The following is a 26,353-nucleotide window of genomic DNA, read 5'->3' on the forward strand; positions in this document are numbered from 1 at the left end:
CAGTTGATTTCGCCAGTAAACCGGGGTCCGGCGCGGCTGCGCGTCAACGCTGCGTTCCCCCTGACGCCGCAGCGTAACGCCAGTGCGGCGGCAGCATACTCACTTCAGAAACTCACACGCAACAGAAGGGAGAGGCAAGATGGCATGGCAGCGACGGCTGTGCAAATTGGGATTCCTGCTGGCAGCGCTGGCGGTGTTGCCCCTGCCGGCGCAGGACAAGCAGCAGGCAGCAGATTACCTGCGGCAGCATTACACCAAATACGAATACCGCATCCCGATGCGCGACGGCGTCCGCCTGTTTACCAGCGTCTACGTGCCCAAGGACAAATCCCAGCAGTATCCCATCCTGCTGCGCCGCACGCCCTACAGCGTTGCGCCTTACGGCCTCGATTACTATCTCGACAAGCCCGACAATCAGCGCTGGCGCTATTTCCAGGAAGGCTACATCATTGCGGCGCAGGACGTGCGCGGCCGTTACCTGTCGGAGGGAGAATTTCAGGACGTGCGGCCCTACCTGCCGGCGAAGAAAAGCAAACGCGACATCGACGAAAGCACGGATGCCTACGACACGATCGACTGGCTGGTGAAAAACATTCCGGGCAACAACGGCCGCGTGGGCGTCAGCGGCATTTCCTATCCGGGATTCTACAGCACGATGGCCGCCCTCGATGCGCATCCGGCGGTCAAAGCCGTATCGCCGCAGGCACCGGTTTCCAAATGGATGGCCGGCGATGACTTCTACCACAATGGCGCTTTTCTCCTCTCGCATGCCTTCGATTTCTACGTGCGCTTCGGGCAACCGCGGCCGGAGCCGACCAGTACGCCCCTCCCTCCCTTCGATCATCAAACACCCGACGGTTACCAGTTCTTTCTGAATCTCGGGCCGTTGTCCAACGCCAACACCCGCTACATGAAGAATCAGGTGGCCTTCTGGAATGAGCTGGCGCGCAACAGTGTCTGGAATGCCTTTTGGGAGGCGCGCGATGTGCTGCCGCATCTCCGCAAGATCAAGCCCGCGATGCTGGTGGTGGGCGGCTGGTACGACACGGAGAATCTCTACGGCGCGCTGCACACCTATCAGGCCATCGAACAAAACAATCCCAGCGCTTTCAACATGCTGGTGATGGGGCCGTGGTCGCACGGGCAATGGGGAAACGACGAAGGCGAACAACTGGGCGATCTCAACTTCGGCGCCAAGACCGCGGCGTTTTACCTCGAACACGTCGAACTGCCGTTTTTCAATCATTATCTCAAGGAACGCAAGCCCCCGGAGCTGCCGGAAGCCGTGGTGTTCGAAACCGGTGGCAATGCCTGGCGCATGCTCGAGCGCTGGCCACCGGCGGAAGCCGCGGCGGTGGCGCTGCATCTGCATGCAGACGGCACGTTGCGCTTCGACGCTCCAGCGGCCCGCGACAACGCGTTCCGCGAATATGACAGCGATCCCGCCAAGCCCGTGCCCTACACCGCGGAAATCAGGCACTGGTACAATCCCGCCTTCATGCTGGAGGATCAACGCTTCGCCGCGACACGGCCCGAGGTGCTGGTCTATCAAAGCGAGCCGCTCGCGGCGGACTTGTGCGCGGCCGGGCCGATTACCGCCACGTTGTTCGTGTCCACCAGCGGCACGGATTCCGATTGGATCGTCAAGGTGATCGACGTGTTTCCCGCAGACACGCCCGACCCGGATCCCAATCCACGCCAGGTGAAGATGGGCGGCTACCAACAGCTCGTGCGCGGCGACGTCATCCGCGGAAAGTTCCGCAACAGCCTGGCGGCGCCCGAGCCGTTCGCGCCCGGCAAGATCACCAAAGTGGAATTCGTGCTGCAGGATGTTCTGCACCGCTTCAAACAAGGCCATCGCGTCATGGTGCAGGTACAAAGCACCTGGTTTCCGATGATCGACCGCAATCCCCAGAAGTTCATCGACGTTTTCGCCGCGCAGCCCGGGGATTTTCAAATCGCCACGCAGCGCGTGTACAGCTCGGCGGAGTATCCCAGCCGGGTCACGTTGCGCATTCTGCCCGAGGCCGGCCGGCGGTGAAACCGGCGCCGGAAAAACCTCTTGAAATTCACCAAAGGTTCTGATACATACTGGCACGCGGCGGCCGAGTTTGGAATGCCGCACCGCCGGGCGGCGCAGCGGCTGCTTGCGGCGGCCGCATGATTCATCGCCGGCCATGCTGATCCTTCAACGTCGGGTCGGCATTTCTGCTCTGGCGCCCGATGGGGCTGGGTGGCATCTCATGATTACCGGTTTTCCCGGACATTGCCCTGGGAAAGAAAGCCGTAATCAGGAAAAATCACCAAGCCCCAGCAGGGCGCCATAGAACCACGTCAGGAATACCGCCCCTGCCGGGCTAAATGCGACAAATCCTATCGGTTCCCAAGGCGCTGCCCGTGGGCTGTTACATGCGACCCCGTCGGGGTCAACCCGGCCTGCTAAACGAGGAGAGTGTATACTCAACGTTGTAGTACTCATGTGTGCAAGGAGAATTGAATTCATGCGCGATTTGACCGTTGTCATGCCCTTGACGGCTGCGCCTTATGTGCAATCTCTGCTCGAGGAACTGTCGCAAGCCGCGGTGGTTCGTGAGATCGTGCTGCTGCATCACGGGGTGGAATTGCCGGCGCTGGCAAAAACGGCGGGCCTGCAAGTGGAGGGGCTGCAAGCCGGCCGAACGTTGAATGCGATTTGCGGGCGCGTCAAGACCAGCTATGCCCTGCTCATGCCGCAGCCCGTGGAGATTCAACTCGGCCAGCAGGCGTTGCAGCGGCTGGTGACCGTGGCGGAAAGCACGGGCGCGGGCATGGTCTATGCGGATTTCCATGAGATCAAAAACGGCGAACGCAGCGAGCATCCGCTGAATGATTACCAGCCCGGCAGTGTGCGCGACAATTTCGATTTCGGTGCGCTGCTGTTGTACGACATGAAAGCAGTGCGCGCGAGTTTGAAAAAATACGGCGCGGTGGCCAACGTCGCATATGCCGGCTGGTATGATCTCCGCCTGAAGCTCTCGCTGCGCGCGCCGCTGTTTCACCTGCAGGAATATCTCTACACCAAGGTCGAAGCCGACGTGCGGCACAGCGGCGAGAAGCTGTTCGACTATGTCGATCCGCGCAATCAAGCCGTGCAACTGGAAATGGAAAAAGTGGCGACGCAGCATCTCAAGCGCCTCGGCGCCTATCTCGCCCCGCGCTTCAAGAAAGTGCCCAAACCGGCCGCGGCCTTTCCGGTGAAAGCGAGCGTCATCATTCCGGTGCGCAACCGTGCGCGCACGATTGCCGACGCAGTGCACAGCGCGCTCAGCCAGCAAACCGATTTCCCCTTCAACGTGATCGTGGTCGACAATCACTCCAGTGACGGCACCACCGCGAAGCTGCAGAGCCTGGCAGCGCAACATGCCGGTTTGCGGCACTTGATTCCCGGCCGCCGCGACCTGGGCATCGGCGGCTGCTGGAACGCAGCGATTCAATCCGAGCACTGCGGCCGCTACGCCGTGCAGCTCGATTCCGATGACATCTACAGCGGCCCCGATACGCTGCAGCGCATCGTGGAGGAATTTCAGCGCGGCGATTACGCCATGGTCATCGGCTCCTACCGCCTGGTCAACATGAACCTCGAGGAAATTCCGCCGGGCCTGATCGACCATCGCGAGTGGACGCCGGCCAACGGCCGCAACAACGCGCTGCGCATCAACGGCCTGGGCGCGCCGCGCGCCTTTGACACGGCTTTGCTGCGCGCGCTGCCCCTGCCCAACGTCAGCTATGGCGAGGACTATGCCGTGGCGCTGCGCCTCTCCCGCGAGTATCAAATCGGGCGCATTTACGATTGTGTTTACCTCTGCCGCCGCTGGGAAGGTAATACCGACGCGGCGCTGCCCATCGACAAGATCAACCGCAACGATTATTACAAAGACAAGATCCGCACGATCGAGCTGCTCGCGCGGCAACGCCTGAATCGCCGCCGCCGTTGAGGCGCAGCGGCGCCTCGTCCTCATCGGCTGCGGATTCCGCCACCGCGCAACCAAGCGCATGATTCCGTCGCCAAATCCGGGAGTCGAAGTTTGTTGTCACCTCGTTATTTTGCGGAATATGGGCCGGCCAAGAATTCACCGACGCTGGCCCGGCTGGCGCTGGATCTGCTGGCCCAACAACAAGCGGCCTGGCCGCAACTCCGCGAAGGCTATCGCGCCCTTGCCAGCGTGCAAGTGCGCGAGTTGGACAATCACGAGTATGCCGTGCGGCTGCAGTTCAATCCCCTGCGCGTGGTGAGCAGCGGCGCCAAGGTCGATCCCCGCTCCATTCAAGCGCGGCCCTGCTTTCTCTGCGTGGAAAATCTGCCGCCGCCGCAACAGGGCATTCTGTATCGCGAAGAATTTCTGGTGTTGTGCAACCCCGCGCCGATTTTCTCGCAGCATTACACCATTTCCCACCTGCAGCATCAGCCGCAGGCGCTCGCCGGCCACGTCGAGACGCTGCTGCGGCTCGCCCGCGATTTCAGCCCGTATTTCACCGTGTTCTACAACGGCCCGAAATGCGGCGCCTCGGCGCCGGATCATTTGCATTTTCAGGCCTGCCCGCGGCGGGTGATTCCCGCGGAAACGCAGATGTATGAACCCGCCCGGCGTTTGCTGATGAAAAGCCTGCTGGGCGTCTCGCTGCACAAACTGCAGGGCTTGGGCCGCGAAGTGCTGCTGCTCACCGGCTTCGAAGCCGCGGCGCTGGCAACCGTGTGGCGCCGCACGCTGGCGGCGATGCAGGCCGTGCTGCCGATCGATCATGAGCCCATGCTGAACGCCATCTGTTTCTATGAAGATGAACTCTATCACGTTCTCCTCTTTCCGCGGCACAAGCACCGGCCGGAGGTCTTCTTTCGCGAAGGCGAAGATAGAATCCTGATCAGCCCGGCCGCGGTGGACATGGGCGGGCTGATCGTCACGCCCATCGAGAAGGACTTCCGGCAGGTCGAGGCCGCGCTGGTGGCGGATATCTATCGCGAAGTCTCCATTCCACCGGAAGTCACCCATCAAATCCTGGCACGCATATGATTGCAAGCGAACCACGTCTCAAAGTCGGTGTGCTCGATCACCGGCAGCAAGTGCGCGGCACCTTCAACGGCGGCTTTGCCCTGCCGGACGGCCGGCAATGCCACGGCGCGTTTACGGCAGTTGTGGCAAACGGCGCCGTCGTCCTGAAGAACGGCAGCGGCGAGACCTGGCTGAGCGCGCCGGCTATTCACTGCCGCAGTGTTGCCGCCGCCACCTTCACGCTGCAGGAAGTCGTCATCGGCATTGCTTTTCATTGGGAACGCAAGGAAGACCAGACTTTTGCGGGTGATCTGCTGCTGCTGGCGCGGGAGGAGGGCACGCTGGCGGCGATCAATGCGATCGCGGTGGAAGATTATCTCGCCAGCGTGATTTCTTCGGAGATGAGCGCCACCGCGCCGGTGGAATTGCTGCGCAGCCATGCCATCACCTCGCGCAGTTGGCTGGTGGCGATGCTGGAACGCGAACAACGGGAACAGCGGCGCGGCCGGCCTTCACAACGCACGCTGGCCCGGCCGGGCGAGCTGATCCGCTGGTACGATCGCGAAGATCATGATCTCTACGACGTGTGCGCCGATGATCATTGCCAGCGCTATCAGGGCGTAACCAAGATCATCGCACCGGCGGCGGCCGCGGCCGTGCAAGCGACGCGCGGCGTTTTCCTAGTCTATGCGCACGAAATCTGCGATGCGCGTTTTTCCAAGGCCTGCGGCGGCTTGAGCGAGAACTTCGAAAATGCCTGGGAGAATACGCCGGTACCTTATCTGCAGTGCCTCGCGGATGCGCGGCAGCCGCACGCGCCGCTGCGCAGCGAGGCCGAAGCGGAACAATGGATTCTCTCCCAACCAGACGCCTTTTGCAACACCACCGACGGCAGGATTCTGCAACAAATCCTGCCGTCGTTCGATCAGGAGACCACGGATTTCTTTCGCTGGCAGGTGAGTTATGCGCGCGAACAACTCGAGGAGATTCTGCACCGCAAATCAGGGATGCGCTTCGGCGCGCTGCGCGATCTGGTGCCGGTGCAGCGCGGTCCCTCCGGCCGGCTGGTGAAATTGAAGATCGTGGGCAGCGAGCAAACGCTGATCGTGGGCAAGGAGCTGGAGATTCGGCGCTGGCTGTCCCCTAGTCATCTCTACAGCTCGGCATTCGTTGTCAAGACCGAGCGCGATGGCCGCGGCCTGCCGGTGCGCTTCACGCTGCACGGCGCGGGATGGGGACACGGGGTGGGTTTTTGCCAGATTGGCGCGGCGGTCATGGCGATTGCAGGCTATGGCGCGGAAGAAATCGTGCGGCACTATTTTCGCGGCGCAGAGCTTCAGAAACTCTATTGAGGCGCGCGGCCCGCCTCAGTAAGCCGTGAGGTTTCGCGCCGGCCAAGTTCCTCCCGGGCCTCCACTTTCCCCCCAACTCACCATTCACCCAGAGCATCATTTCCCAGCGGACATGAATCAAATCCACTGGGAGATGCTGCCCGCGGTCTGCGCTGGGTCTGCGGCTCTCATTTGAGCGGCGTCAGCGTGAGCAGGATTACATCATGTGATTCCACGCGGCCGGCAAAAGGCCGGTCGGTTTTGCCGCGACTCTTCTTGCCCCACAAATCGCGAATGGCATAAGTCGTCCTGGTGAAATCGAGGGCGCGTTCGGAGAAATCATCCGTGATCGCATGCTGCTTCCAGGCAAAGGAAACCTCCTGCGCCGCGTGACCGCGATTCAGGAAGCACACCGCCCAGGCGCCGTGCGCCAGCGGCTTGAACCAAATCTCCACGCTGTCGCGGCTCGAGTATTTGAAGCCCTGAATGCCGAGCGAGTCTTGATTGACCGCAATGGCTTCGCGGTTCGTGAGAATGGCAACGGTTTCCGGCGTCATATTGCGCAAATCATTGCCGGCCATCAGCGGCGCGGCCAGCATACACCACAGCGAGAAATGGGCGCGATCTTCATTCACGGCCATGCCGTTGCCCACTTCCATCATATCGGGATCATTCCAATGACCCGGCCCGGCGTGCATGCGCAGCCCGTCCTGCATGTCGAGAATGTAAGTGATGCCCCAGGATTTCCACGTGCCGTGGTCAACGAGACAGTCGAAGCAGTCGGTGATGTCGCCGGTGGTGCGCCACAGATGGCCGATGTTCTTGCCCCATTCCCACGGCTTGTTGCTGCCCCATTCACACAGACTGAAGACGATCGGGCGGCCGGCGGCGTACAGCGCCTGGCGCATGGTCAAATAGGCGCCTTCGGCATTGAGGGCTTCGGTGTTGCACCAATCATACTTCAAGTAATCCACGCCCCACTTGGCGTATTGCATTGCGTCCTGGAATTCATAGCCGCGGCTGCCCGGCCGGCCGGCGCAAGTTTTCCAGCCGGCATCGGAGTAAATGCCGAACTTCAGGCCTTTCGCATGCACGTAGTCCGCGAGCGCCTTCATGCCGGAAGGAAAGCGCTCCGGGTGCGGCTGAATGAAACCCAGGCTGTCGCGCTCGCCGTGCCAGCAATCATCGATGACGACGTACTGATAGCCCGCCGCCTGCATGCCGCTGCTCACCATCGCCTCGGCGGTTTCGCGAATGAGCTTTTCCGTGACGTCACAACCGAACTTGTTCCAACTGTTCCAGCCCATCGGCGGCGTCCGCGCCAGGCCTTCGAATTTCTGTGCCCAGGCAGAGGCCGCGGCCAGCACGACGAGGAGGAGAGCTGTTCTTTTCATGGACCAACTCCTTTCGGGATCGGCTCGAATATGCTCGAGCAGGAAACACGAAAAAATTCCGCCGGCTTGCCAGGCCGGCAAGCTGTGGCAAAACTCTGCGACGCCGGCGGTTGCTCATCGTGGCGGCAGCAGTTGCAGGGCGGTGATTGCCGCGCTCAGTTGGCCGGCGATCTTCTCATGCGAGGCAACACTGGGATGGCCGTTGGCCACGTATCCGCCCGCGAAATGATCGAACTGGGCGAAATGAACCTCCTGCCGGCCCGCCGCCTGTTCTTCCGCCACCACCTGCCGCACATTCGCGCGCATCCACTCGGGATGCGCCGCCGTGGCCAGCAGCACCACGCCCGGATAAACCTGGCGCAGCCGCGCCAGCAGCGCATGATAGCGCTGCCGGTATAGCAGCGAGTTTTCCGGTGAGACGTTGCCCTCCTTGTCCTTCAATCCGGAATAATCATTCAACCCCAGACAAATGACCACGAGATGGGGACGCCACTGCTGAAAGTCCCATTTCGGTTCGGAAGCGTCCATCAGCGCGCGGTCGAAACGATCGGGCAGATTGAGGCTGCGGTCGCCGGTCCAGTCGCACACCAGGCCGATGCCGGAACGGGCGGTCACGTGATATTGCGCCTGAAAATGCCGGGTGATGAGCCACGCAAATCCCATGTCGATGTTGGTCACCGGAAAAGTCTCTTCCCACGGCATGCTCGCCACCGTTGCTTCATTGCCCTCGGCGACGGTAAACGAGTCGCCCAGGAATTCGATTTTGATGGCGGGTTTCGGTGGCGGCGGCAGCAGCTCTGCGCCGGGATCGAGCAGCAGCCCGGCAAACGAAAAGACTCTGTTTTGGACGCAATTGCGCTTGGTCAGGCGCAGCGTGTGGCGGGTGTTGGCAAGGCCCTGCGCCAACAGGTAATCTGCCTCTGCGCTTTGGTCGCCGCGAAAAACGCGCTGCCATGCGCCATCAAGGTAGACGTTGTAGTAGTGCTCGCCGTCAGTCATGCGCACGCCGATGCGGGTGCCGGTGAACTCGGCGTAGATCTGCACGCCCGGCCAGGAATGCCGGGGATGCCGGGCATCGCTCAAATCCCATCTGCCGAAAAGCTGCAGGTGGGGATGATTGGCCGGAATGAAATTCAAAGCGGAAAGCGTATCGCGCTGGCCGACAGAGAACGACAAGACGACTTGCGACAAAAGCAGCAGCCAGTTCATCTGGATCTCACGAGTTGGACGGAATGAATTGCGGTGCGGCAAACGCAATGGTGTTGCCGCGGGCTTGAACGGCATGGCCGCGCCGGCCTCACTCCCAATGTCACTGACTTATGCGGCAGAATGCGTCCCAACCTTGGCTGGACCAAGGTTGGGCGATCGTTTGTGCTGCGGGGAGTCACCGATGGCATTCCACGGCTCAGCCGTGAAAGACTTCGCCGAAAGGTCCGCGGTATTGGGCCTCACTCCGCCACGGCGCCGCGCCGCGCCGTCAACTCGGATTCGATCTGCCGCATGGTCTGCTCATCCAGTTTGTAGAACAGGATCAAGACAATCGCCACCACGCCGGCCACCGCTGGGATCACGCTCATCAGCGCTTTCAAGCCGAACAGCACCTCGGCATTCTGGGCGATATTGGCCTGAAAACCGAAGGCCGAGAGCAGCACGCCTGCGACAAAAGTGCCGATCGCCCAGCCGAACTTTTGCGACATGGTGGAGGCCGAAAACACCAGTCCGGTGGCGCGACGGTGGGTTTTCCATTCGGAATAATCCGCCGCATCGGCATACATCGCCCAAATCAACGGTGACAGCGGGCCGCCGGCAAAGGAGCCGATGATCTGCAGGATGAACATGGGAAGGATATGGTGCGGCTGCAGCACGAAGAACGCCGCCGTGCACACCGTGGCGGTGATGAAAAGCATCAGGAAAGCGCGCTTCTTCCCCACTTTTTGGGCAAAGAAGTTGGTGAAGATGACGCCGAGAATCGCCAGCCACTGGCCGATGGCATTGAAGGCCGAAGTGAGCGCAATGAAGCCGAAGGTGTAGGTTTTGCCGAAGAGCGTCAGTTGTTGGTCACCGACGTAGTACTTGAAATAATGCGCGGTCACGCTCATGCGGGTGGCGACGAAGAGAATGAACAGCAGCGTGGTGAAGAGCAGCAGCACCCAGGGCTTGTTGGCGATGAGATCCTTCAGGTCCTGCGCGATCGATGATTTCTGCGTCTTGGGCGGCTGCACGCGCTCGCGCGTGGAGAGAAACGTGATCAGAAAAAAGACGATGGCCGCCGCGCCAAACACCATCATCGTCACTTGCCAGCCGCGCGCATAGTCACCCTTGCCGAAATACTCGGTCAACGGCAGCGCAAAAGCGGAGACAATCGTGCCGCTGAGATAGGCAAAGACGTATTTGTAGGAGGAGACACTGGTGCGCTCGATGGGATCCGGCGTGATCACGCCCAACAGCGAGGAATAGGGAATGTTGATGGCGGTGTACAGCATCATCAGGAGAATGAACGTGACGTAAGCGTAGATCAGCTTTCCGGTCGGGCTGAAATCCGGTGTCGAAAACGTCAACACGCCCACCACCGCGAGCGGCACCGCCATCCACAACAGATAAGGCCGGAACTTGCCCCAGCGGGTGTTGGTGCGGTCCGCCACCATTCCCATCATCGGATCATTGACGCCATCCCACAACCGGCTGAGCAGAATCATGGTGCCGGCGGCCGCGGCGGTGAGGCCGAACACATCGGTGTAAAAGTAGAGTAGATAGGCGGAGATCGTTTGCCAATACAACACCGAGGCCAAATCCCCAAAACCATAGCCGATCTTTTCCCGCACGGAAAGCTTCATTCGTTCATTGCTCACGGGGTTCTCCTCCGGTTGAGTCGCGCTGTGAAGTACCACAACATTGAGTCACTTCTTCAATCTGTCATGCCGGGGAATTTTGCGAGAAACTTGACGCGAGACTTGCCTCTTCACCGGATGCTTGCTACACGGCGTCGCGGCAAGTGCCGCAGGATTTGCGCTCTCCTGAGCTCGATTGCAACGGCCGTCCGCTCAGCGCAGCACGAGCATCTTCATCGAATCCTGCCAGGCGCGGCCGTTGGCGTGCAGGCGCAGGCGGGCGAGATAAACGCCGCTGGCGACCCGATTCCCGGCATCCGTCTCCGCGTTCCACGTCGTGGTGTAATATCCCGCGGGCAGCAGCGATTGCTGCAGCCGGCGAATCAACTGGCCGGCGGCATTGTAGATGCCGAGGTCGACCTCACCCGGCGCCGGCAAGGCATAGGCAATCTGGGTGGAAGGGTTGAACGGATTCGGGTAGTTCTGCTGTAAACCAAAGCCGCGCGGCAGCGCGCCTTCTTGCGGTTCTGCCACACTGGTGGGATTGGGCTTGCCGGTGGGCGAAAGCAAGGCTTCGATCGCGCCGGCGAGGTAAACCAGTGGCGCGTTCCAGTTGATGGCGTTTTCATTCGAGGCATAGCTGCACACGTTGTCGACGTACGCGCGCGCCCGCTCGCTGCCGAGATAGCCGGAGCAATTGCCGCCATCGTCACTGCGCGCATTGGCGTTGGGTCCGCCCGCCAGCAAACCGGGAACCGGCTCAACGATGCCGTCCGCCTGTGACTGGCGATGGTGCGGATGCAGGGGAGATTTCTCGCCCAATCCGGTTACGAAACAATAGCCGGTGGCATTGCGGCCCAGCAGGTAATCGAGGTTGTGTATGGCTGCCTCCAGATACGTGGCCTCGCCGGTGAGGCGGTAAGCTTGCACCAGCGCCATGCCCTGATTGGCGGCAACGCCGTTGCTGCCCCACACAAAATCGCCGTTCGCGATGCCCATCGCAACGCGATAAGCGGAAGCGTTGGCAGCGGTGCGCAAGCTGCCGGCGAGATTCAACAAGACAGTTTTGACCGCGGTGGTGTCAAGCGCAGGGCCGAGGTGGGCACGGTGAAAGGCCAGCGAATACACGCCCAGCGTGTTGACCGAGGGCCACGCGGGCACGCCAAACGGTCCCACCAGCGGATTGGCGGCCGCCAGAAAGCTGTCGGCTTTGGTGGTGATGAACAACTCTGCGGCGGCCCAGCGCAGTTCGTCGGTGGCGCTGCCATCGCCATACTCGCCGGTGGTGATGTCGGGATCATACGCCGCGTTGAGGGCGCGTTGATCGTAGCGCACGTTGGGATTCCGGCGTGCCCAGCGCCAGGCGGCCAGGCCGGCCTCCAGACAGGTTTGCGCGAAGCCCGGCATCTCGGCATTGAACCCGGCGAAGATGCGGCTGGCCTGCGCCATCACCGCGGCAAAATCGAGCGTGGCGGCGGTGCTCTTCTGCACGACGTAGCGCCGCGCCGTGTCTTGCTGCGGCATGACGAAGCCGCTGAAGTTGGCGGTGGTGAGCTTGTGATAGACGCCGCCATCATTGGGATCCTGCATGGTCAGCATCCAGGTGAGATTCCACAGCGCCTCGTCGAGAAGGTCAGGCAAGTTGTTGCCGCTCTCTGGAATGTTGACCGCCAGTTCGCGGAAATACGCGGGAAATTGTTCGAAGGCCGCCAGCAGCGTGTAGGTGGTGATGCCGGAGTTGACGATGTACTTGTTGTAATCGCCCGCGTCATACCAGCCTTTGGGCGAGGCGATGATGGTATTGACCGGCCGCGCGGTGCTGGCGGTCGAAGCATGCACCCACACTTGCGTGTCCGGATGGCCGGCCGGCCGTTTCCATTTTCCGGCAAAGGGATCGACCAGTGCCGTCGAGGCGCGCAGAAAATAGTATGACTTCAATGCCATGACGGTTACGGTTTGATGAACATAATTGCCGATGGTGAAAGGATGCGAGATTCCCAAACCCGGCACCACGAGGGTGTATTCTCCCGGCTGCTGCAACGGGGTGAAGTCGATCAACTTCACCGTCTCGCCGGAATGCGGCCAGAGACGCGCTGCGCCCAGCGTGCCGGTGAGCAGAGTATCGGCTTGGTCGCGCGTGGTCACGTAGAACACGTTGCCCGCCGCAGCCACGGCAACGGCGAATTTCGGGCCGGCGGGATGGAAGCCGATTTGATTCAAACGAATGGCATCCTGCCCGGCAGCCGTGGCCGTAACGAACAGGAGCAGCAGCAGCAGGCGAGCATGGAGCATTTTGCAGAACATGTTTTCTTCTCCAACGTTGGGGCGTTACGGCACGGCCGCTCAATCGCTCGGCGGCCAGGCAGATTCATAGGCGGCAATGAGACGATCCATCAATTGATTGGTTTCTTCGTTGACAACTTTGCGGGCCGGCACGGCATCAAACCAGGCCAGGATCTCGCGCGCGCCGGCGGCGAAGGAAATAGTGGCGCGAAAGTCAGGCACCACGCGCTTGATTTTGGAATTGTCGAAGATCATGCTGTGGGCTTTGTCGCCGAGCAGGCTGGCGCCCCACTCCGGGGCATAAGCGGCGATCAGCTCGGAAGGCACATGCACGAGACGCGGAGACACGCCCGCGGCCTGGCCGACGATCTCGAAAATCTGATTCCAGGTGAGAATCTCATCGGAGGTGAGGTGGAACACTTCGCCAATTGCATGCGGGTTGCCGAGCAGCCCGACGAATCCCCGCGCAAAATCGCGATGATGGGTCAACGCCCACAGGGAAGTGCCGTCACCGTGCACGATGACTTTGCGGCCGGTGCGCATGCGATCGACCACGGTGTACTGGCCGTGCATGGGCAGCAGCGTGCAATCATATGTGTGGGAGGGCCGCACGATCGTGACGGGAAAATTCTCCTCCTGCTGCGCGCGGCGCAGCCGTTCTTCGCAGGCGATCTTGTTGCGGGAATAAGCCCAGTAAGGATTGTGCAGCGGCGTGGATTCGGTGACGGGCAGCAGCGCCGGCGGGGTTTGATAGACCGAGGCCGAGCTGATGAAGACATATTGCGCGGTGCGGCCGCGAAACAATTCCAAATCCACTTCGAGGTGTTCGGGCGTGAACGCGATCCACTCCACCACCGCGTCGAAAACCCTGCCGGCCAGCGCCTGACGCACCGCAGCGCCATTGCGCATGTCGGCCTGCAGCACTTCCGCCGCGGCGGGCAGGCGGCGTTCGCTGCGGCCGCGATTGAGCACACTGAGCTCGAGGCCGCGCTCCACCGCAAGCTGCGCGCAAGCCGAGCTGATCACACCGGTGCCGCCAATGAACAAGACTCGCAAGCCGGCCTCCTCCTCTTTGGAATTTCCGCTGCGGGATCAATCTTCCAGCTTGTCGTACCAAGTATGCTTCAAGATCAAGCTGGTGGTGATCAGGACAATTGTGTCGTAAAGCACGAACATCTTCTCCTGGATGACTAGGCAAATGGGAAGCGCGACCAGGCTGGTTTGCCAGATGATGCCGATCACGACGTTGAACATGTCGCGTTTGAAATTGCGGTTTGCTTTGAAATCGGGATGCTCCGCCACCACCAGCTCATGCACCGGTTTCCAGAAGCCCCAGGGCCGGACTTGTTTGTAGAAGCTTTTGAGCACTTCCATGTCGTCGGGCTGGGTGGCAAAAGTCGCGATGAAGCAACCGGCCAGCGAGGCGGCAAAGATGAGGGGGAATTGATAGATGGTCGGCGACAGCGGCGCCACCAGCGGCGTGATCAGCGAGGCCGCGATGCCGGTCAGCATTCCCCAGAAATAGCCATAGCCATTGAAGCGCCACCAATACCATTTGAGCACATTGGCCGCGGTGTAACCGCCCCACAGCGCATTCACGATCCACTGCGTCACCGAGTTGATCGATTCCACGAAGAAGCCGAAGCTGACGCCCACCACCACCACGCCGAACGAGCACAGGTAACTCATGCGAATGAGGGTCTTGGAATCGGCGTTGGGATTGATGAAACGCTTGTAGATGTCATTGACGAGATAGGCGGGCGCGGCATTGACCGTGGCCGCAAAGGTCGACATGAACGCCGCCAGCAGCCCGGCCATCAGAATGCCGAGCAGGCCGATGGGCACGAAGTTTCCCAGTGCGTAGGGCAGGATCAGCTCGAAGTCGAGGTCTGCGCCCATGCCGCGCAATTGCGGCATGAAATAGGCGAGCGCCAGCACGGTCAGGCCGGCAATCAACATGTAGCGCGGAAAGAACAACACCACCGAAACAAACGCGTTCATCTTGGCTGCTTCCTTCGGCGAGCGCGTCGAGAGAATGCGTTGCATGTCATAGTTGGGCGCCGGCCCGGCCATGCTCACCAGCGTGCCTTTGAACACCATCATGCCCCAAAAGATCGCAAACAGCGAATAGCCGTCCGCCGCGATTTTCGCATTCACCGAATCCAGAATGCCGCTCCAATCCAGGTTGAGATGCCAGCCGAAGAAGATGCTCTTCCAGCCGGCGGGCAGCACGTTGTTGAGCATCGCGGGATCCACTTGGTTGATGGCAATCACGCCGACGGCGAGCGAGGCGATGACCATGATGCAGAACTGCGCCAGTTCGGTGAGCACCACGCTGAACATGCCGCCCTTGATGACATATATCGTGGTGATGCTCATCAGAATCACGGCATAGGTGTCGGGCGAAAGCTGCCAGGGCAGAAAGGTGGCGGCAAACTTGCCGATGCCCTTGAAATCATAGGCGAGAAAGCCGATCACGCTCACCATGGCAAACACCACGATGATGATGTGGCTCAGGGTGGCGCCCCTGCCCGTGCCGAAGCGCGTCTTCAGCCATTCGGCGCCGGTCATGGCATTCGAACGCCGCAGCCAGGTGGAGAGAAAAACCATCAGAAAGATTTGATTGAAAACGGGCCAGAGCCAGGGAATGAAGACGCCCTTCAAGCCATAAACGAAAGTGACGTAGACCAGCCACATGGTGCCGGTCACATCGAACATGCCCGAGGCGTCGGAAACGCCCAGCACGTACCACGGCAGCACGTTGCCGCCGAGAAAATAGGACTTGAGGTCGCGCGTCGCCCGTTTCGCCACCCAAAAACCGATGAGCAGGGTCAGCGTGAGGTACAAGAAGATGATGCTGATATCGATCCAATGCAACTGCATGCGCTCTCCCTTCCGGTTGACAGCATCTGATTGGCGGATGCCGGCTTAGCGCCGGCGCGTCACCACGACGGCCAGATCCTTCACAAACGAGGGCACCGGCAGCGCCAGCGTGCCTTCGGCCTCGGCTTCCATTGCGATCGGCTTTCCCAGGAAGGCGCCGGTTTGGGGATCATACCACGCCACGGTGTAACGGCCGGGCGGGAGCTCGGGAATGATTTGCGTGAACACGCCCAAAGCGCCGGGCTGCTTGCCCTCCTGCACCAGCGACCATTGATAGTCCATGTTCTTGAACCACAGGGCGCAGTGCTCGCCGCTGTAGATGATCCGCACCAGGCAGGCGGCCTGCTCCTCGGGCTGGGCCGTGAGCCGGCCCGCCGCCAGCGTCTTGAACACGAGATGCTGCTGGTCGATTGGCAGCGCCTGCGCGAAACGTGACAGGCTCGCAAACTCGCGCCAGAGATCGTGGGGATCGATGTAATTGTCCCACCACCAGGTCAATGGAATGATCGGCGTTTCGCTGAACCAACCCGACCAGATGCCGTTGTGCAATCCGATGTGCTGCGGATCAACCGCAAAGGTACGATCGGCGCCGCGGAACTCGACGCCAAACTCGCCCAGCACCACCGGCTTGTGATAGTATTCGATCGTCGCCTCGTGCAAATCGATGAAGTGCGGCGCGACGTTGACCGAATTGTAATCATGAAACATGACGTAATCCAGCGCCGGCGACTTGAACGCGTCCACCAATTTCTCCGGATAGGAACGCGTCGAGCTGCTCGACACCAGGCGGTCGTGCACGTCGATCGCCTGGACGTACTCGGCCATTTCCACATGCCAGCGATTCACCGGAATGGACTGGCCCGCCATCAGATCCGCTTCATTGTAGAATTCCCAGGTGGCGAGACGCGAGCTGTGGCCAAAACGTGAAACCAGGTATTTGTATTTGCGCTTGAAGAATTCCCGCGCTGCCGTATTGGTGAAGAGTTCGGCATCCGTGGCGCACGGACCGCCGTTGGCTTGATTGTAGGGATTTTCCAGCCAGCGATTTTCCTTGAAGAAACCCAGGCCTTTGCGGGCAATGCCGTGGTAGTCCATGCAGAGAATGAGGTAGATGCCATACTTGTCTGCCAGCGCCAACAGCATGTCGAGACGCCGCGCTGAGTCCAGATTGTAGCGGCCCAATCCGGTTTCCTTCCACTCGAAGGAAAGATGCCAGGGGCACATCCAGATGCGGGTGAGGTTGAGGCCGGCCGCCTGCATTTTCTTGAAGTAGTATTCGTAGTCATCCGCCCAGCAGACATTGAGGCCGAGGCCGCGAAACGGCTCGCCGTTTTCGAGTTCGAAAATCCCCAACTGCGGCGCGCGCCGCAGGCCTCCCCGCTTTCCGGGATTGGCCTTGACCATCACTTCAAACGGCGCCTCGGATTTGCCGTTGATCCGAACGCGGAAGCGATGCAGGCCCGCTTGCTTGGGCGCAAAGCGCGCTTCCCACTGCTCCAAACCCTCGGCGTTTTGGCCGTCATAGAAAAAGGAGAGTGTGCGGCGCGTAAAGTCGGGCTGCTGCATCAGCAATTCCACCCGATTCGTCTCCAAGTCAAAGGGATTGGCGAAGCCCAGGTTCTCCTCGAAGCGAAAGCGGAGCGTTTCATATTGCCGCCCCTCGGTGGGCCGGTCGATCAATCCCACCGCGCCGAGATCAACAACGCCGCCCAGCAACACCGCGGCAATTCCCGTGAACAACCTCGCTCTGAAGTTTTGCATGATGGTTTTTCCTTAATCATTCAATCCATTGCGCGTGATAACGCCGGCATACCACTGCGCCGAGGCCTTCGGAAAACGGCGGCCGGTGGCATAATCCACATAGTGCAGCCCGAAACGCTTGGAATAGCCCTCCGCCCATTCGAAATTGTCCATGAACGACCAGGCAAAATAGCCGCGCAGATCGACCTGCGCGCTCAGGGCTTCGTGCGCCGCCGTGAGATAGGCGCTGAGAAATTCGATGCGGCCGGTGTCGTGCACTTCGCCGTTGGCCGCGACGTCCGCTTGGGCGCAGCCGTTCTCGGTGACGTAGATGGCCGGGGAATCATACCGATCACGGATCCACAGCAGCAGCTTGCGAAAGCCCCACGGCACGATGTTCCACTGCATTTCCGTTTTTTGCCAGGCGGGATCCGAGCTGAGCACCACGCCCTGATCCTCCGCCATGCCGCTGTTGTCGTGCGCGGCGCGCGCAGCGGCGGGAGTGGCGGCGTCCGCGGCATACATGGTGGAGTAGTGATTCAAGCCGAAGAAATCCGAGGAGCCTTTCAGCAGCTCTTGCTCTTCGTCGGTGAAATGGGGCAGCCGGTCGCCCAGGCGCTGGCGCATCACCGCCGGGTAATCGCCGCGAAAAACGGGATCAGCGAACCACCCCAGGAAAAACTCCACTGCCCGTTGTGCCGCCTGCCGGTCGGCCTCGCTGTCAGTGAGTGGCTCGCGCCAGTCACAGTTGTTGGTGAGAGCAATCACGCCCTGTTGCGCGGGTTGAAACTCGGTGCGATACTTTGCCACGGCCAGGGCATGCGCCCGCAAGAGGTGGTGGCCGGCGCGATAAGGCTCATCGCGGGAAACACGGCCCGGCGCATGCACGCCCAGGCCGTGGCCGAGCACCGCGCTGCACCACGGCTCGTTGAGCGTGAGCCAATGCTTGACGCGGTCGCCGAACGCGGCAAAACAAATCGCGGCGTAGTCGGCAAAGAACGTGGCGATTCGGGGATTCAACCAGCCGTCGTGTTCCGTTTGCAGGGCCAGCGGCAAATCCCAATGATAGAGCGTAATCCACGGCGTGATGTTGTGGGCGAGCAGCGTGTCGATGAGTTCGGAATAAAAGCGAATGCCTTCGGCATTGGGCTGGCCGGTGCCGCTGGGTTGAATGCGCGGCCAGGACAGCGAGAAGCGATAGGCCGGCAGCCCCATTTCGGCCATCAATTTGATATCGTCTTTGCAGCGATGATAATGGTCACAGGCAACCTCGCCGGTTTCATTGCGGTGAATTTTGCCGGGCGTACGGCAGAAGGCGTCCCAAATCGAGAGGCCTTTGCCGCCCGTGAGCCAGGCGCCTTCGATCTGATAGCTCGAAGTCGCGGCGCCCCAGACAAAACCAGGTGGGAATGTTTTCATGAAAGAAGCTTTCTGGCTGAGCAGCCGTTGGAAATGTGGCCGGGCGGCGGCCGCGCAGGCGTGATCACGCTGCCGCCGGCCGCAGCCCACGTTGGCAAAGTGTCAAGCGCACAACTCCTACTGCAACATTAAGCACGCGGGCAGCGCCCTTGGAACTGACAAAGTTCATTGCCTGCAGCCCTGAAAAGGCGGTATTGCTGACGTGCCTCTCTGGCGCCCCCTGGGGCCAGGTGTTATCTCATGACCACCGATTTTCCAGGGCGTCGCCCTTCGCTTCTACATTTCGCCCCGTGTCACTCAGGAAGAGTCTTTTCCAGCAACTGATGAGTCGTAGCAATCTCAACGACTGTGCAGTATGCTGAAAAGGATGCTGCCAGCATGACAATCCAGGGAGCGTGAGGATCGACGCAACAGTGTCAAGCTGGTCTGTCCAAGAGTACTCCAACCTTGGCTGAGCCGAGGTTTCCAAAATTTCGAGTTTCGTGGAAACTCTGAGGGCCTTGAGGCAACGGCCAAGCCGTTGCAGGAACAATTTCTCAAAGGCTTGCCCTTTCGGACAGACACGAACTACGGCACGACCATTCAGGAAATCTCCGAATTGCTTTTCAAATATGCCAGCAGTTCGTCGGCCTGCGTGAAAGCGATGCCGGTATGGGTGTCGGCCGCGCCGTAGTAGATCGCAATCCGGCCGGTGGCGGCATCGACCAGGGTCGCGCACGGAAACACGACATTGGGCACGAAGCCGCTGACTTCGTAGTCTTTTTCCGGCGTGAGAATGTAATCTCTGGTGCGATAGAGCACGCGGCTGGGTTCGTCGCGAGCAAGCAGCGCCGCGCCCATGCTGTACACGAAGCCATTGCAAGTGGTGGTGACGCCGTGATAGAAGAGCAACCAGCCTTCTTTGGTTTCGATCGGCACCGGTCCGGCGCCGATCTTGGTCGCCTGCCACCAGTTCCGGCCACCGCTGGACATCACGTGGCGATGCTTGCCCCAATAGATCAGGTCCGGGCTGTAGCTGAGCACGATGTCGCCAAAGGGGGTGTGGCCGCTGTCGCTCGGCCGGCTGAGCATGACATACAGGCCGTTGATCTTGCGCGGGAACAGCACGCCGTTGCGATTGAAGGGCATGGTGGGATTTTCCATGCGGATGAAGGTTTTGAAATCGCGCGTCATTCCCAAACCGATGGAAGGGCCGGGGAAATCATCGCACCAGGTAATGTAGTAAACGTCGTCGATCTTGACCAGGCGCGGGTCGTAGGCGTAACTGGTGGGCGCGGGATTTCCCTGCTCATCCACCCAGAGAATCGCTTCCGGCTCCAGCTTCCAGTTGACGGCATCCGGGCTGCGGCCGAAATGCAGCAGCGGCCGGCTGTTGCGGTGATCGATGCGGAAGACGCCGACAAACGCGTCCTGATAGGGAATCACCGCGCTGTTGAACGCGCGCGCGCCGTTGGGAATGGGATTCCAACTGATGATGGGATTCTTGCTGTAACGCCACACCACCTCCCGCAAGCCTTTTGGTTTGTCCTCCCAGGGCAGATTGGGCAATCCCGGACCCTGAATCAATGCGCTCATAATCGTCTCCCTTTGGGTTTGAAGAAGTTCCTCCTCAAAACAGCACAATACCGAAGTAATTCGCGTTCGCCCGAAAATGCTCCACCCTCGACAGAGCCGAGGTTTCCAAAACTTCGAGCACCGTGGAAACGCCGAGGTTTCTGATGCAACGGCCAAGCCGTTGCAAGAGCAACCTCATTCAAAAGGCTGCGATTTCGGACGGGCACTAGGCCATGAGGCGCTCAGAGTCAGAATATGATTCTGAAAGATTCTTGACCACAAAGCAACCGCTTGCACCGCGGAGCCGCGGAGAGCGCAGAGTTTTGAAATCAAGATAGTCCTTCGCCGCGTTCTTCGCGGTGAGCCTTTGATGTGAATGACATGGCAGTGTGCCCAAATCTTCACAAGATCCTTACTGGATGACAACTGGATGACAATGGTGGTGGATACCTCGTGCGAGACAACAGCGTACGAATCGGGCTCATTGCTGCCCGCGGGCTTCAGGTTTCAGCTTGTCTGAAACCTGGCATCGTTCTTTACGGCTCCTCATTCCCCAGCCGGTGGAGGCGGCAAGCTCGCCTTCCTCTCACTTCGCCGCCCGGGTGAACTCGAGGCGAATGGGCATTTGCGCCGCGCGATAGCGCGCGGAAGTGGCCTCCCCCAACAGCAGCAGACCGTTGCGCTGGGTGGCCTGTTGGCGGATTGCGAAGCGCAACGCATTCCGGCCGGCCGGCAACACCAGCAGGCTGCGGCCGTGGTCGCGCGCGTAATGCACGGCGTAGATCGTGCCGAAGTATTGCTGGGGCCGGACGAGCAGCGTCCCCAGCTCGAAATCATTCAGGGAAATCGTCACTTCGGAAGCGCCCAGCGTATCCGCGCCCGGCACCGGCGGGAACGAAGTCGAGAGGCGTGCGCGCAAATCCGCGGCCGCCAAGGTTTCAGCTTTGGTGGTGAAGAACGGATACTCGAAGTAACCCTCGTCCACGCCGAACACAAAGGCAAATCCGGGCTCATTGTTGCGGTAATTGAAATTGGGCCATTTTGCCCGATCATAGGCGCGCACCGGAATATCATAGACCAGACGGCCTGCAGTTTCAGCGGCAAAGAGCGTATCGGTGGCGAACGTCCGTTCTTTGAATTGAATGCGGTAGGAATCCCCGTGCTGCGGCCCGAGATTCGGATTGGGCACAATCGCCTCTTCGTTCTCGCGAAACTTCGCGCCGTAGACGGTCATCAGCGAGCAGAGTGCGGCATGCTCGGGCTTGCGCCAGTTGATTTCATAGACGTCATCCCATTCCGGATCGGAGTAGCTCCACACCATCACGCCGGCAACGCCGTTCTTGAGCGACTGGTCGAAGATCGCCGCGAAGAGCTGTTCGCGGCTCTGCTCGAGCCAGCGCTCGCCGCGCCGAAAGCCGAACTCGCCGATGACCAGCGGCTTGCGCAGGACGTAGTGGGCAGTCTGCGTGTAATCGTCCACCAGTTGCAGCAGCGAGTTTTTCTCGCTCAGCATGTTCTCCCACCAATGTTCGGCGGGATACATGTGGAGATCCACGTAGTCGAGCGCGCTCAGGCGAAAGACATTTTTGATATGATCGCGTTCGAGGCGATTGTCGACCAGCACCAGGCTGATGCTGACGAGATGATGCGGATCGAGTTGTTTGACATATTCCGCCATGCGCCGCGTCCAGTCGATCATTTCAGGATACTTGTCGAGCCGGGCACGCGCTTCGTTGACCAATTCCCAGGAAAAAATCGTGGGATCGTCGCGATAGCGTTTGCCGGTGACGGTGTTTCGGCGGGTGACGAGTTTGTGAATGAAGCCTTTCACCCAGGTCTCGATTTGCGGGTCGGTGTAGAAGGAATCATGTTTGGCCGTAATCAACGAATCACCCTGCAGTCCGCGCCATTTGAGATACATCGGCATGCCGCCATAATCCTGCCAGTTATTGATCAGGGTGATCATGACCTTGAGGTCGAGGCCGCCAGCCGCGGCCAGCACCGAATCAAGCTGAACGAAAGACTCCTCGACCCAATTGTTCGGGCCGGCCTGAAAGTAGTACTTCTGCACCGGATGGTGGTTGGCGACGGAATCGTTCGCGCATTCGCCGATCGCCCATTGCCGGATTACGCGGATGCCGTGGGCGTGCGCGTGTTGCAGGGCTTCGGCGACCATGCCGCGCTCTTTGTCTCCATGAATAAGGCGGGTGTTGGCGCCGAGAAATCGAAAAGGCTCGCCTTCCAGATAAAATTCGGTTCCCCGCACCGTGACAAAATAGAACCGGGAGGGATTGAACCAGCGATCATACAGGTGAAAGCGGGAATTCAACAGCAACGTCACGACCACCAGAACTGCCAGCACCAGCAGCGTTCTTTTCATGCCTCCGCCCTTCGCTCATCGTTTCACATTCATGCCCAGCCAGCCGTGTCATTTTTCCTTCACCAGTATGGTGCCGTTGGCTTCGATCAATTGACCTTTTTGCAGGCCGGCGCGCAGCACTGCGGTGTAGCGCACTTGCGCCTCTGCCAGAGAGATCTCGCCCTGCAACACTTCCTCCAGCGTGCCGTCTGCGTTTTGATCCATGATGATGATCACCTCCGGGCAGACGATGGGCCGGTTGTTGGCGATGATGAATTCATTGAAGGGCGGCACGTTGGCAGGGCGAAAGCTCCTGATTTCGATTTGATGGTCGTTGCTTTCGTGGAGATACCGCTGGATGTTCGGCGTCCGCACCGCCAGCCGGTTCTCGCGTGCCAGCATGTCCAGGCCGTAGGCGTAGACTTCCTGCGCACGGCTCAGGCTCATCTCGCCCAGCATGATCCGGTCGATGACACGGTCCTGATCGAAATCAACGGCCACCACGTTGGTGCCGACCAGTTCGTTGTAAGAGGCGGAATGATCCTCCAGGTGCAGCGAGCGCAGGCGGTAGGATTCGCCCTGCACTTCGAAGCGGTACTGCGTCAAACCGGATTGGGGTTTCTGCTGCGCACAGCCGAACGCGAAAAGTCCACACAATAGCAAGCCTGAAAGCATGGTGCCGGCGTGGCCGGCTCGGCGGGGCAGCGCAATGCCATTACCCATGACGATTCCTCCCGCGCGGTGCTCGCCGCCAGCGGCGCGAATAGCTCAGACGAAAGTCCAGCCTTCCGCGGCACGGGGCGGCTCAGCCAGCGCGCTGCGTTTGAGACTTCGTACAACACTCCGGCAGCGCAGACGGCGCAGGCACGGAAGCAAGTGTGCTCTCCCTGCCGCTGCCCGGGCGCTGTCACTGCGTGAATCGAACGAATGCGGGGGCGATTTGATCGTCTCCGAAAAATCAGTTGGGAACCTTCACCTCCACGGGTGTATTGCGCAACGACTGCTCAAAGAAAAAATTCACCGCGGAGAGGTTGTAGCGGTAAACAGCGGACTTCTGCGCGGTGGTGTCGAGGTAGGTCGTGTGAGTCATGTCGGGTTCGGCGAGCAAGTTGAAATCGCGATAGATGCGGTAATACCAAACTTGATTGTCGGGCTTGGCCGGATCCGCGGGCGGATCCCACCGCAATTGCACGTGTGCTTGCGGTGTAGCTTCAGCGCGGAGATTTCTGACCGAATCCGGCTGGCCGTGGCTGACGCCCTTGCGTTGCGCCAGCAGCCACCAGGGCAGCGTGGGCTCCTGCCAGGCCGGCGTCCAGGCAGCGTGCCCCACGCCGGGATATTCCGTGTAGCGCACGTGCCGTCCGCCTGCCCGCAAAATGGCCTGATACATGTCGCGCGACAATTGCGCCGGCACGATGGGATCCTCCGCGCCGTGAAAAATCCACAATGGCGTTTGCTTGATTGCTTCCGCGGTTGCGCTGTTGCCGCCGCCGCAAATCGCCAACGCGCCGGCAAATCGGCCCGGTTCCTTGGCCAGCACGCCAAACACGCCGTAGCCGCCCATCGACGTGCCCTGCAGGTAAAGCCGCGTGGTGTCGAGGTTGTACTCCACGCACAGCCTGGCGATCACCTCCAGCGTCTTGCGCATGTCCGGGCTGTGCTGCAGCCACCAACTGTTGCCCCAACCATTGTTCGCCACCAGGCTCTTGGGCGTCAAGACAAAACAAGGATCGCGCGTCTGCACCGGCGCGTGATACCAGCTCAAATCCCACGACACGGTGTCGTTGCTGCCGTGCAGAACGGTAATGAGAGGATAGCTGCGACTGGAATCATAAGCCGGCGGCACAAACAAACCATAGCGCATGCCCGCATGATATCTTTCCGTGTAACCTTCCGGCAGAAGACTCGCCGGGCGGCCCGCTACGATGCTCTCATGCGAACAGGCCCAAAAGAGAAGCATGGACAATGCGGCAGCGGCGAGAGCTTTTTGATGCAGCACCATGACTGTCTTGACCTCAGCGCGAGGCAGAGAATTCGAGCAAGCATTGCCGGCGCAGGGTTACGCTGATTTGCTTGGGCGCCCGGCTTGGAACAAGCTATGTCATCCGCCTCAACCAACGATTTCCGGCACAGCGATCAGCGGAGATCCGGCCCGGCCTCTTGCTCTGCCTGCAGCATCTTGATGCAATTCATCAACGCGCGGGCGTTATGATAATTGACCTTCCAGTCCCGCGCTTTGGGAGCGTGTACTTGTTCCGGACTGTGGTCCAGGCCCTCTTCATACCATTCCCCATGTTTGTGATCGATGAGGAACTTGTCAATGTAGGCCCATTGCTTCTGGAAAGCGCGGCGATACCCGGCCTCTTGCGGGAAGAGTTGCGCCATCAAGAGCAGGGCGTTGAGCGCTTCGGCCTGCACCCACCAAACCTTCGCCTTGCTGATGATGGTGAGGGTATCCGAACCGGCGAAATAGTATCCCCGGTCGTACAAACCGCCGTTGCTTTCATCCCAGCCGTGGGCGAGGGCGTGATCGACCAGGCGCTTGGCCACGGCGAGCGTTAGCGGGTCAGCGGGCATGCCCAACGCATCAGCCGCCTCCAGCAGCAGGTAGGCGGTTTCAATATCATGGCCGAAAGAGATGTGATCGAAACGGAAGTTAGCCTGCCGCACCGCGGCGCAGGAATCCCGAAACGACACCGGCCGCCAACCGTCCTGGAAATAAAGAATGAGAAAGCCGCGCGGATCGACGATGACGTCGCGCACCAGCGTCAGCATCTCCTCCAGGCGCCGGCGCAGCAGCGAGTCCGGCCACACGTGATACAGTGCGGTGAAGGCTTCGAGCAGATGAATCGCAGAGTTCTGATCCTGCCAGCCGATGCTGGGCGCATCCCAGGCTTTGGTGGTGCTCTCCCCCCGGCGCAAGCGATCACCGTTGCGCGCAAGATGCTCGCAATAGCCGCGCTGCACGGGATCATGGCTGTGCTGTTCGAGCCAGAGAAAAGTCTCTTGCGCGAGTTGCAGCGCCGCCGGGTCGCCGGACATTTTGTAATAAGCCGCCAGCGCATAGATGGCGAAGGCATTGCCGTACGCCCGCTTTTCCTCCTGATAAGAAAAAGCCACCGGCCCGCCCGCACGATCGCGCAGCATGTAGAAGCCGCCGTACTCGTGATCCCACAGCTTCTCGCGCAAAAAGCGGAAGCCGTGCGCCGCGATGCTGCGATAGCGATCATCCGCCAGGAACATCGCAGCCTGGGAAGCAGTCCACACGTGGCGCGTCTGCGTCACGATCATCTTGAGCTGCGGGCCAGCCGGCTGCCAGTCATGGGAGAAATCACAGAGAAAACCACCGGCGAGCGTATCCAGCGACCGCGGATACCAGACCTGCAGCAGCTCATGGCGCAGGGAATATTCCATCCGCTCGCGCAAACGTTGGCGTTCCGAAGAACCATCGCCGGCAACACTCGCGGCCGCCGGCAGAATGGCCAGCATCGCCATCAGGGAAACGCGCACAATTTGGGCAAGGGAGGGCATCATG

17 protein-coding genes are annotated in these 26,353 nt (G+C 60.3%); 4 read left to right on the forward strand and 13 right to left on the reverse strand.

The features are described from left to right. Window positions 1-139: 139 nt before the first annotated feature. From L6R21_12700 to L6R21_12715, 4 genes are all read left to right on the forward strand, one after another. A complete protein-coding gene (locus tag L6R21_12700; GenBank protein MCK6560046.1) occupies window positions 140-2,041 on the forward strand; it encodes a CocE/NonD family hydrolase in 1,902 nt (633 codons plus the stop codon). Between the two features lie 460 nt (window positions 2,042-2,501). After that, window positions 2,502-3,974, forward strand: a complete 1,473-nt coding sequence (locus L6R21_12705; protein ID MCK6560047.1) for a glycosyltransferase — start codon at window positions 2,502-2,504, stop codon at window positions 3,972-3,974. Between the two features lie 93 nt (window positions 3,975-4,067). Further along, window positions 4,068-5,048 (forward strand): DUF4922 domain-containing protein, encoded by a 981-nt coding sequence (locus L6R21_12710; protein ID MCK6560048.1) that lies wholly within the window; start codon window positions 4,068-4,070, stop codon window positions 5,046-5,048. Then, window positions 5,045-6,379, forward strand: a complete 1,335-nt coding sequence (locus L6R21_12715; GenBank protein ID MCK6560049.1) for a SpoIID/LytB domain-containing protein — start codon at window positions 5,045-5,047, stop codon at window positions 6,377-6,379. Before L6R21_12710 ends, L6R21_12715 begins: the two co-directional genes overlap by 4 nt. Before the next feature lie 167 nt (window positions 6,380-6,546). Here the strand turns inward: L6R21_12715 and L6R21_12720 are convergent, their stop codons facing one another. The 13 genes from L6R21_12720 to L6R21_12780 all read right to left on the reverse strand — a co-directional run bounded on the left by L6R21_12720 (window position 6,547) and on the right by L6R21_12780 (window position 26,352). Then, window positions 6,547-7,752, reverse strand: coding sequence for a glycoside hydrolase family 27 protein (locus L6R21_12720; GenBank protein ID MCK6560050.1), 1,206 nt, complete (start codon window positions 7,750-7,752; stop codon window positions 6,547-6,549). 114 nt (window positions 7,753-7,866) lie between these two features. Continuing rightward, a complete protein-coding gene (locus L6R21_12725; protein MCK6560051.1) occupies window positions 7,867-8,961 on the reverse strand; it encodes a GDSL-type esterase/lipase family protein in 1,095 nt (364 codons plus the stop codon). A gap of 239 nt (window positions 8,962-9,200) precedes the next feature. Further along, on the reverse strand, window positions 9,201-10,601 hold the full coding sequence (locus L6R21_12730) for an MFS transporter (GenBank protein ID MCK6560052.1): 1,401 nt from the start codon (window positions 10,599-10,601) through the stop codon (window positions 9,201-9,203). A 192-nt stretch (window positions 10,602-10,793) separates the two neighbouring features. Next, window positions 10,794-12,884, reverse strand: coding sequence for a glycoside hydrolase family 9 protein (locus tag L6R21_12735; protein ID MCK6560053.1), 2,091 nt, complete (start codon window positions 12,882-12,884; stop codon window positions 10,794-10,796). A 39-nt stretch (window positions 12,885-12,923) separates the two neighbouring features. Next, entirely contained in the window at window positions 12,924-13,919 is a 996-nt protein-coding gene (locus tag L6R21_12740; protein MCK6560054.1) for an SDR family oxidoreductase, read from the reverse strand. A 36-nt stretch (window positions 13,920-13,955) separates the two neighbouring features. Beyond that, window positions 13,956-15,746 (reverse strand): Na+:solute symporter, encoded by a 1,791-nt coding sequence (locus tag L6R21_12745; GenBank protein MCK6560055.1) that lies wholly within the window; start codon window positions 15,744-15,746, stop codon window positions 13,956-13,958. Window positions 15,747-15,791: 45 nt separating this feature from the next. Then, window positions 15,792-17,507, reverse strand: coding sequence for a glycoside hydrolase family 5 protein (locus tag L6R21_12750; GenBank protein ID MCK6560056.1), 1,716 nt, complete (start codon window positions 17,505-17,507; stop codon window positions 15,792-15,794). Window positions 17,508-17,519: 12 nt separating this feature from the next. Further along, the gene (locus L6R21_12755; GenBank protein ID MCK6560057.1) at window positions 17,520-18,905 is read right to left on the reverse strand and encodes a GH1 family beta-glucosidase; all 1,386 of its coding nucleotides are present in this window, start codon (window positions 18,903-18,905) and stop codon (window positions 17,520-17,522) included. A gap of 582 nt (window positions 18,906-19,487) precedes the next feature. Then, the gene (locus tag L6R21_12760; protein MCK6560058.1) at window positions 19,488-20,480 is read right to left on the reverse strand and encodes a glycoside hydrolase family 130 protein; all 993 of its coding nucleotides are present in this window, start codon (window positions 20,478-20,480) and stop codon (window positions 19,488-19,490) included. A 565-nt stretch (window positions 20,481-21,045) separates the two neighbouring features. Continuing rightward, window positions 21,046-22,839 (reverse strand): cellulase family glycosylhydrolase, encoded by a 1,794-nt coding sequence (locus L6R21_12765; GenBank protein ID MCK6560059.1) that lies wholly within the window; start codon window positions 22,837-22,839, stop codon window positions 21,046-21,048. A gap of 48 nt (window positions 22,840-22,887) precedes the next feature. Beyond that, window positions 22,888-23,541, reverse strand: a complete 654-nt coding sequence (locus L6R21_12770; GenBank protein MCK6560060.1) for a hypothetical protein — start codon at window positions 23,539-23,541, stop codon at window positions 22,888-22,890. Between the two features lie 235 nt (window positions 23,542-23,776). Beyond that, complete coding sequence (locus L6R21_12775) at window positions 23,777-24,778, reverse strand: dienelactone hydrolase family protein (protein MCK6560061.1); 1,002 nt, start codon at window positions 24,776-24,778, stop codon at window positions 23,777-23,779. A gap of 176 nt (window positions 24,779-24,954) precedes the next feature. Beyond that, window positions 24,955-26,352, reverse strand: coding sequence for an AGE family epimerase/isomerase (locus L6R21_12780; GenBank protein ID MCK6560062.1), 1,398 nt, complete (start codon window positions 26,350-26,352; stop codon window positions 24,955-24,957). Window position 26,353 lies beyond the last annotated feature (1 nt).

Source organism: bacterium (assembly GCA_023150945.1).
In the GTDB taxonomy this organism is placed as follows: Bacteria; Zhuqueibacterota; Zhuqueibacteria; order Zhuqueibacterales; family Zhuqueibacteraceae; genus Coneutiohabitans.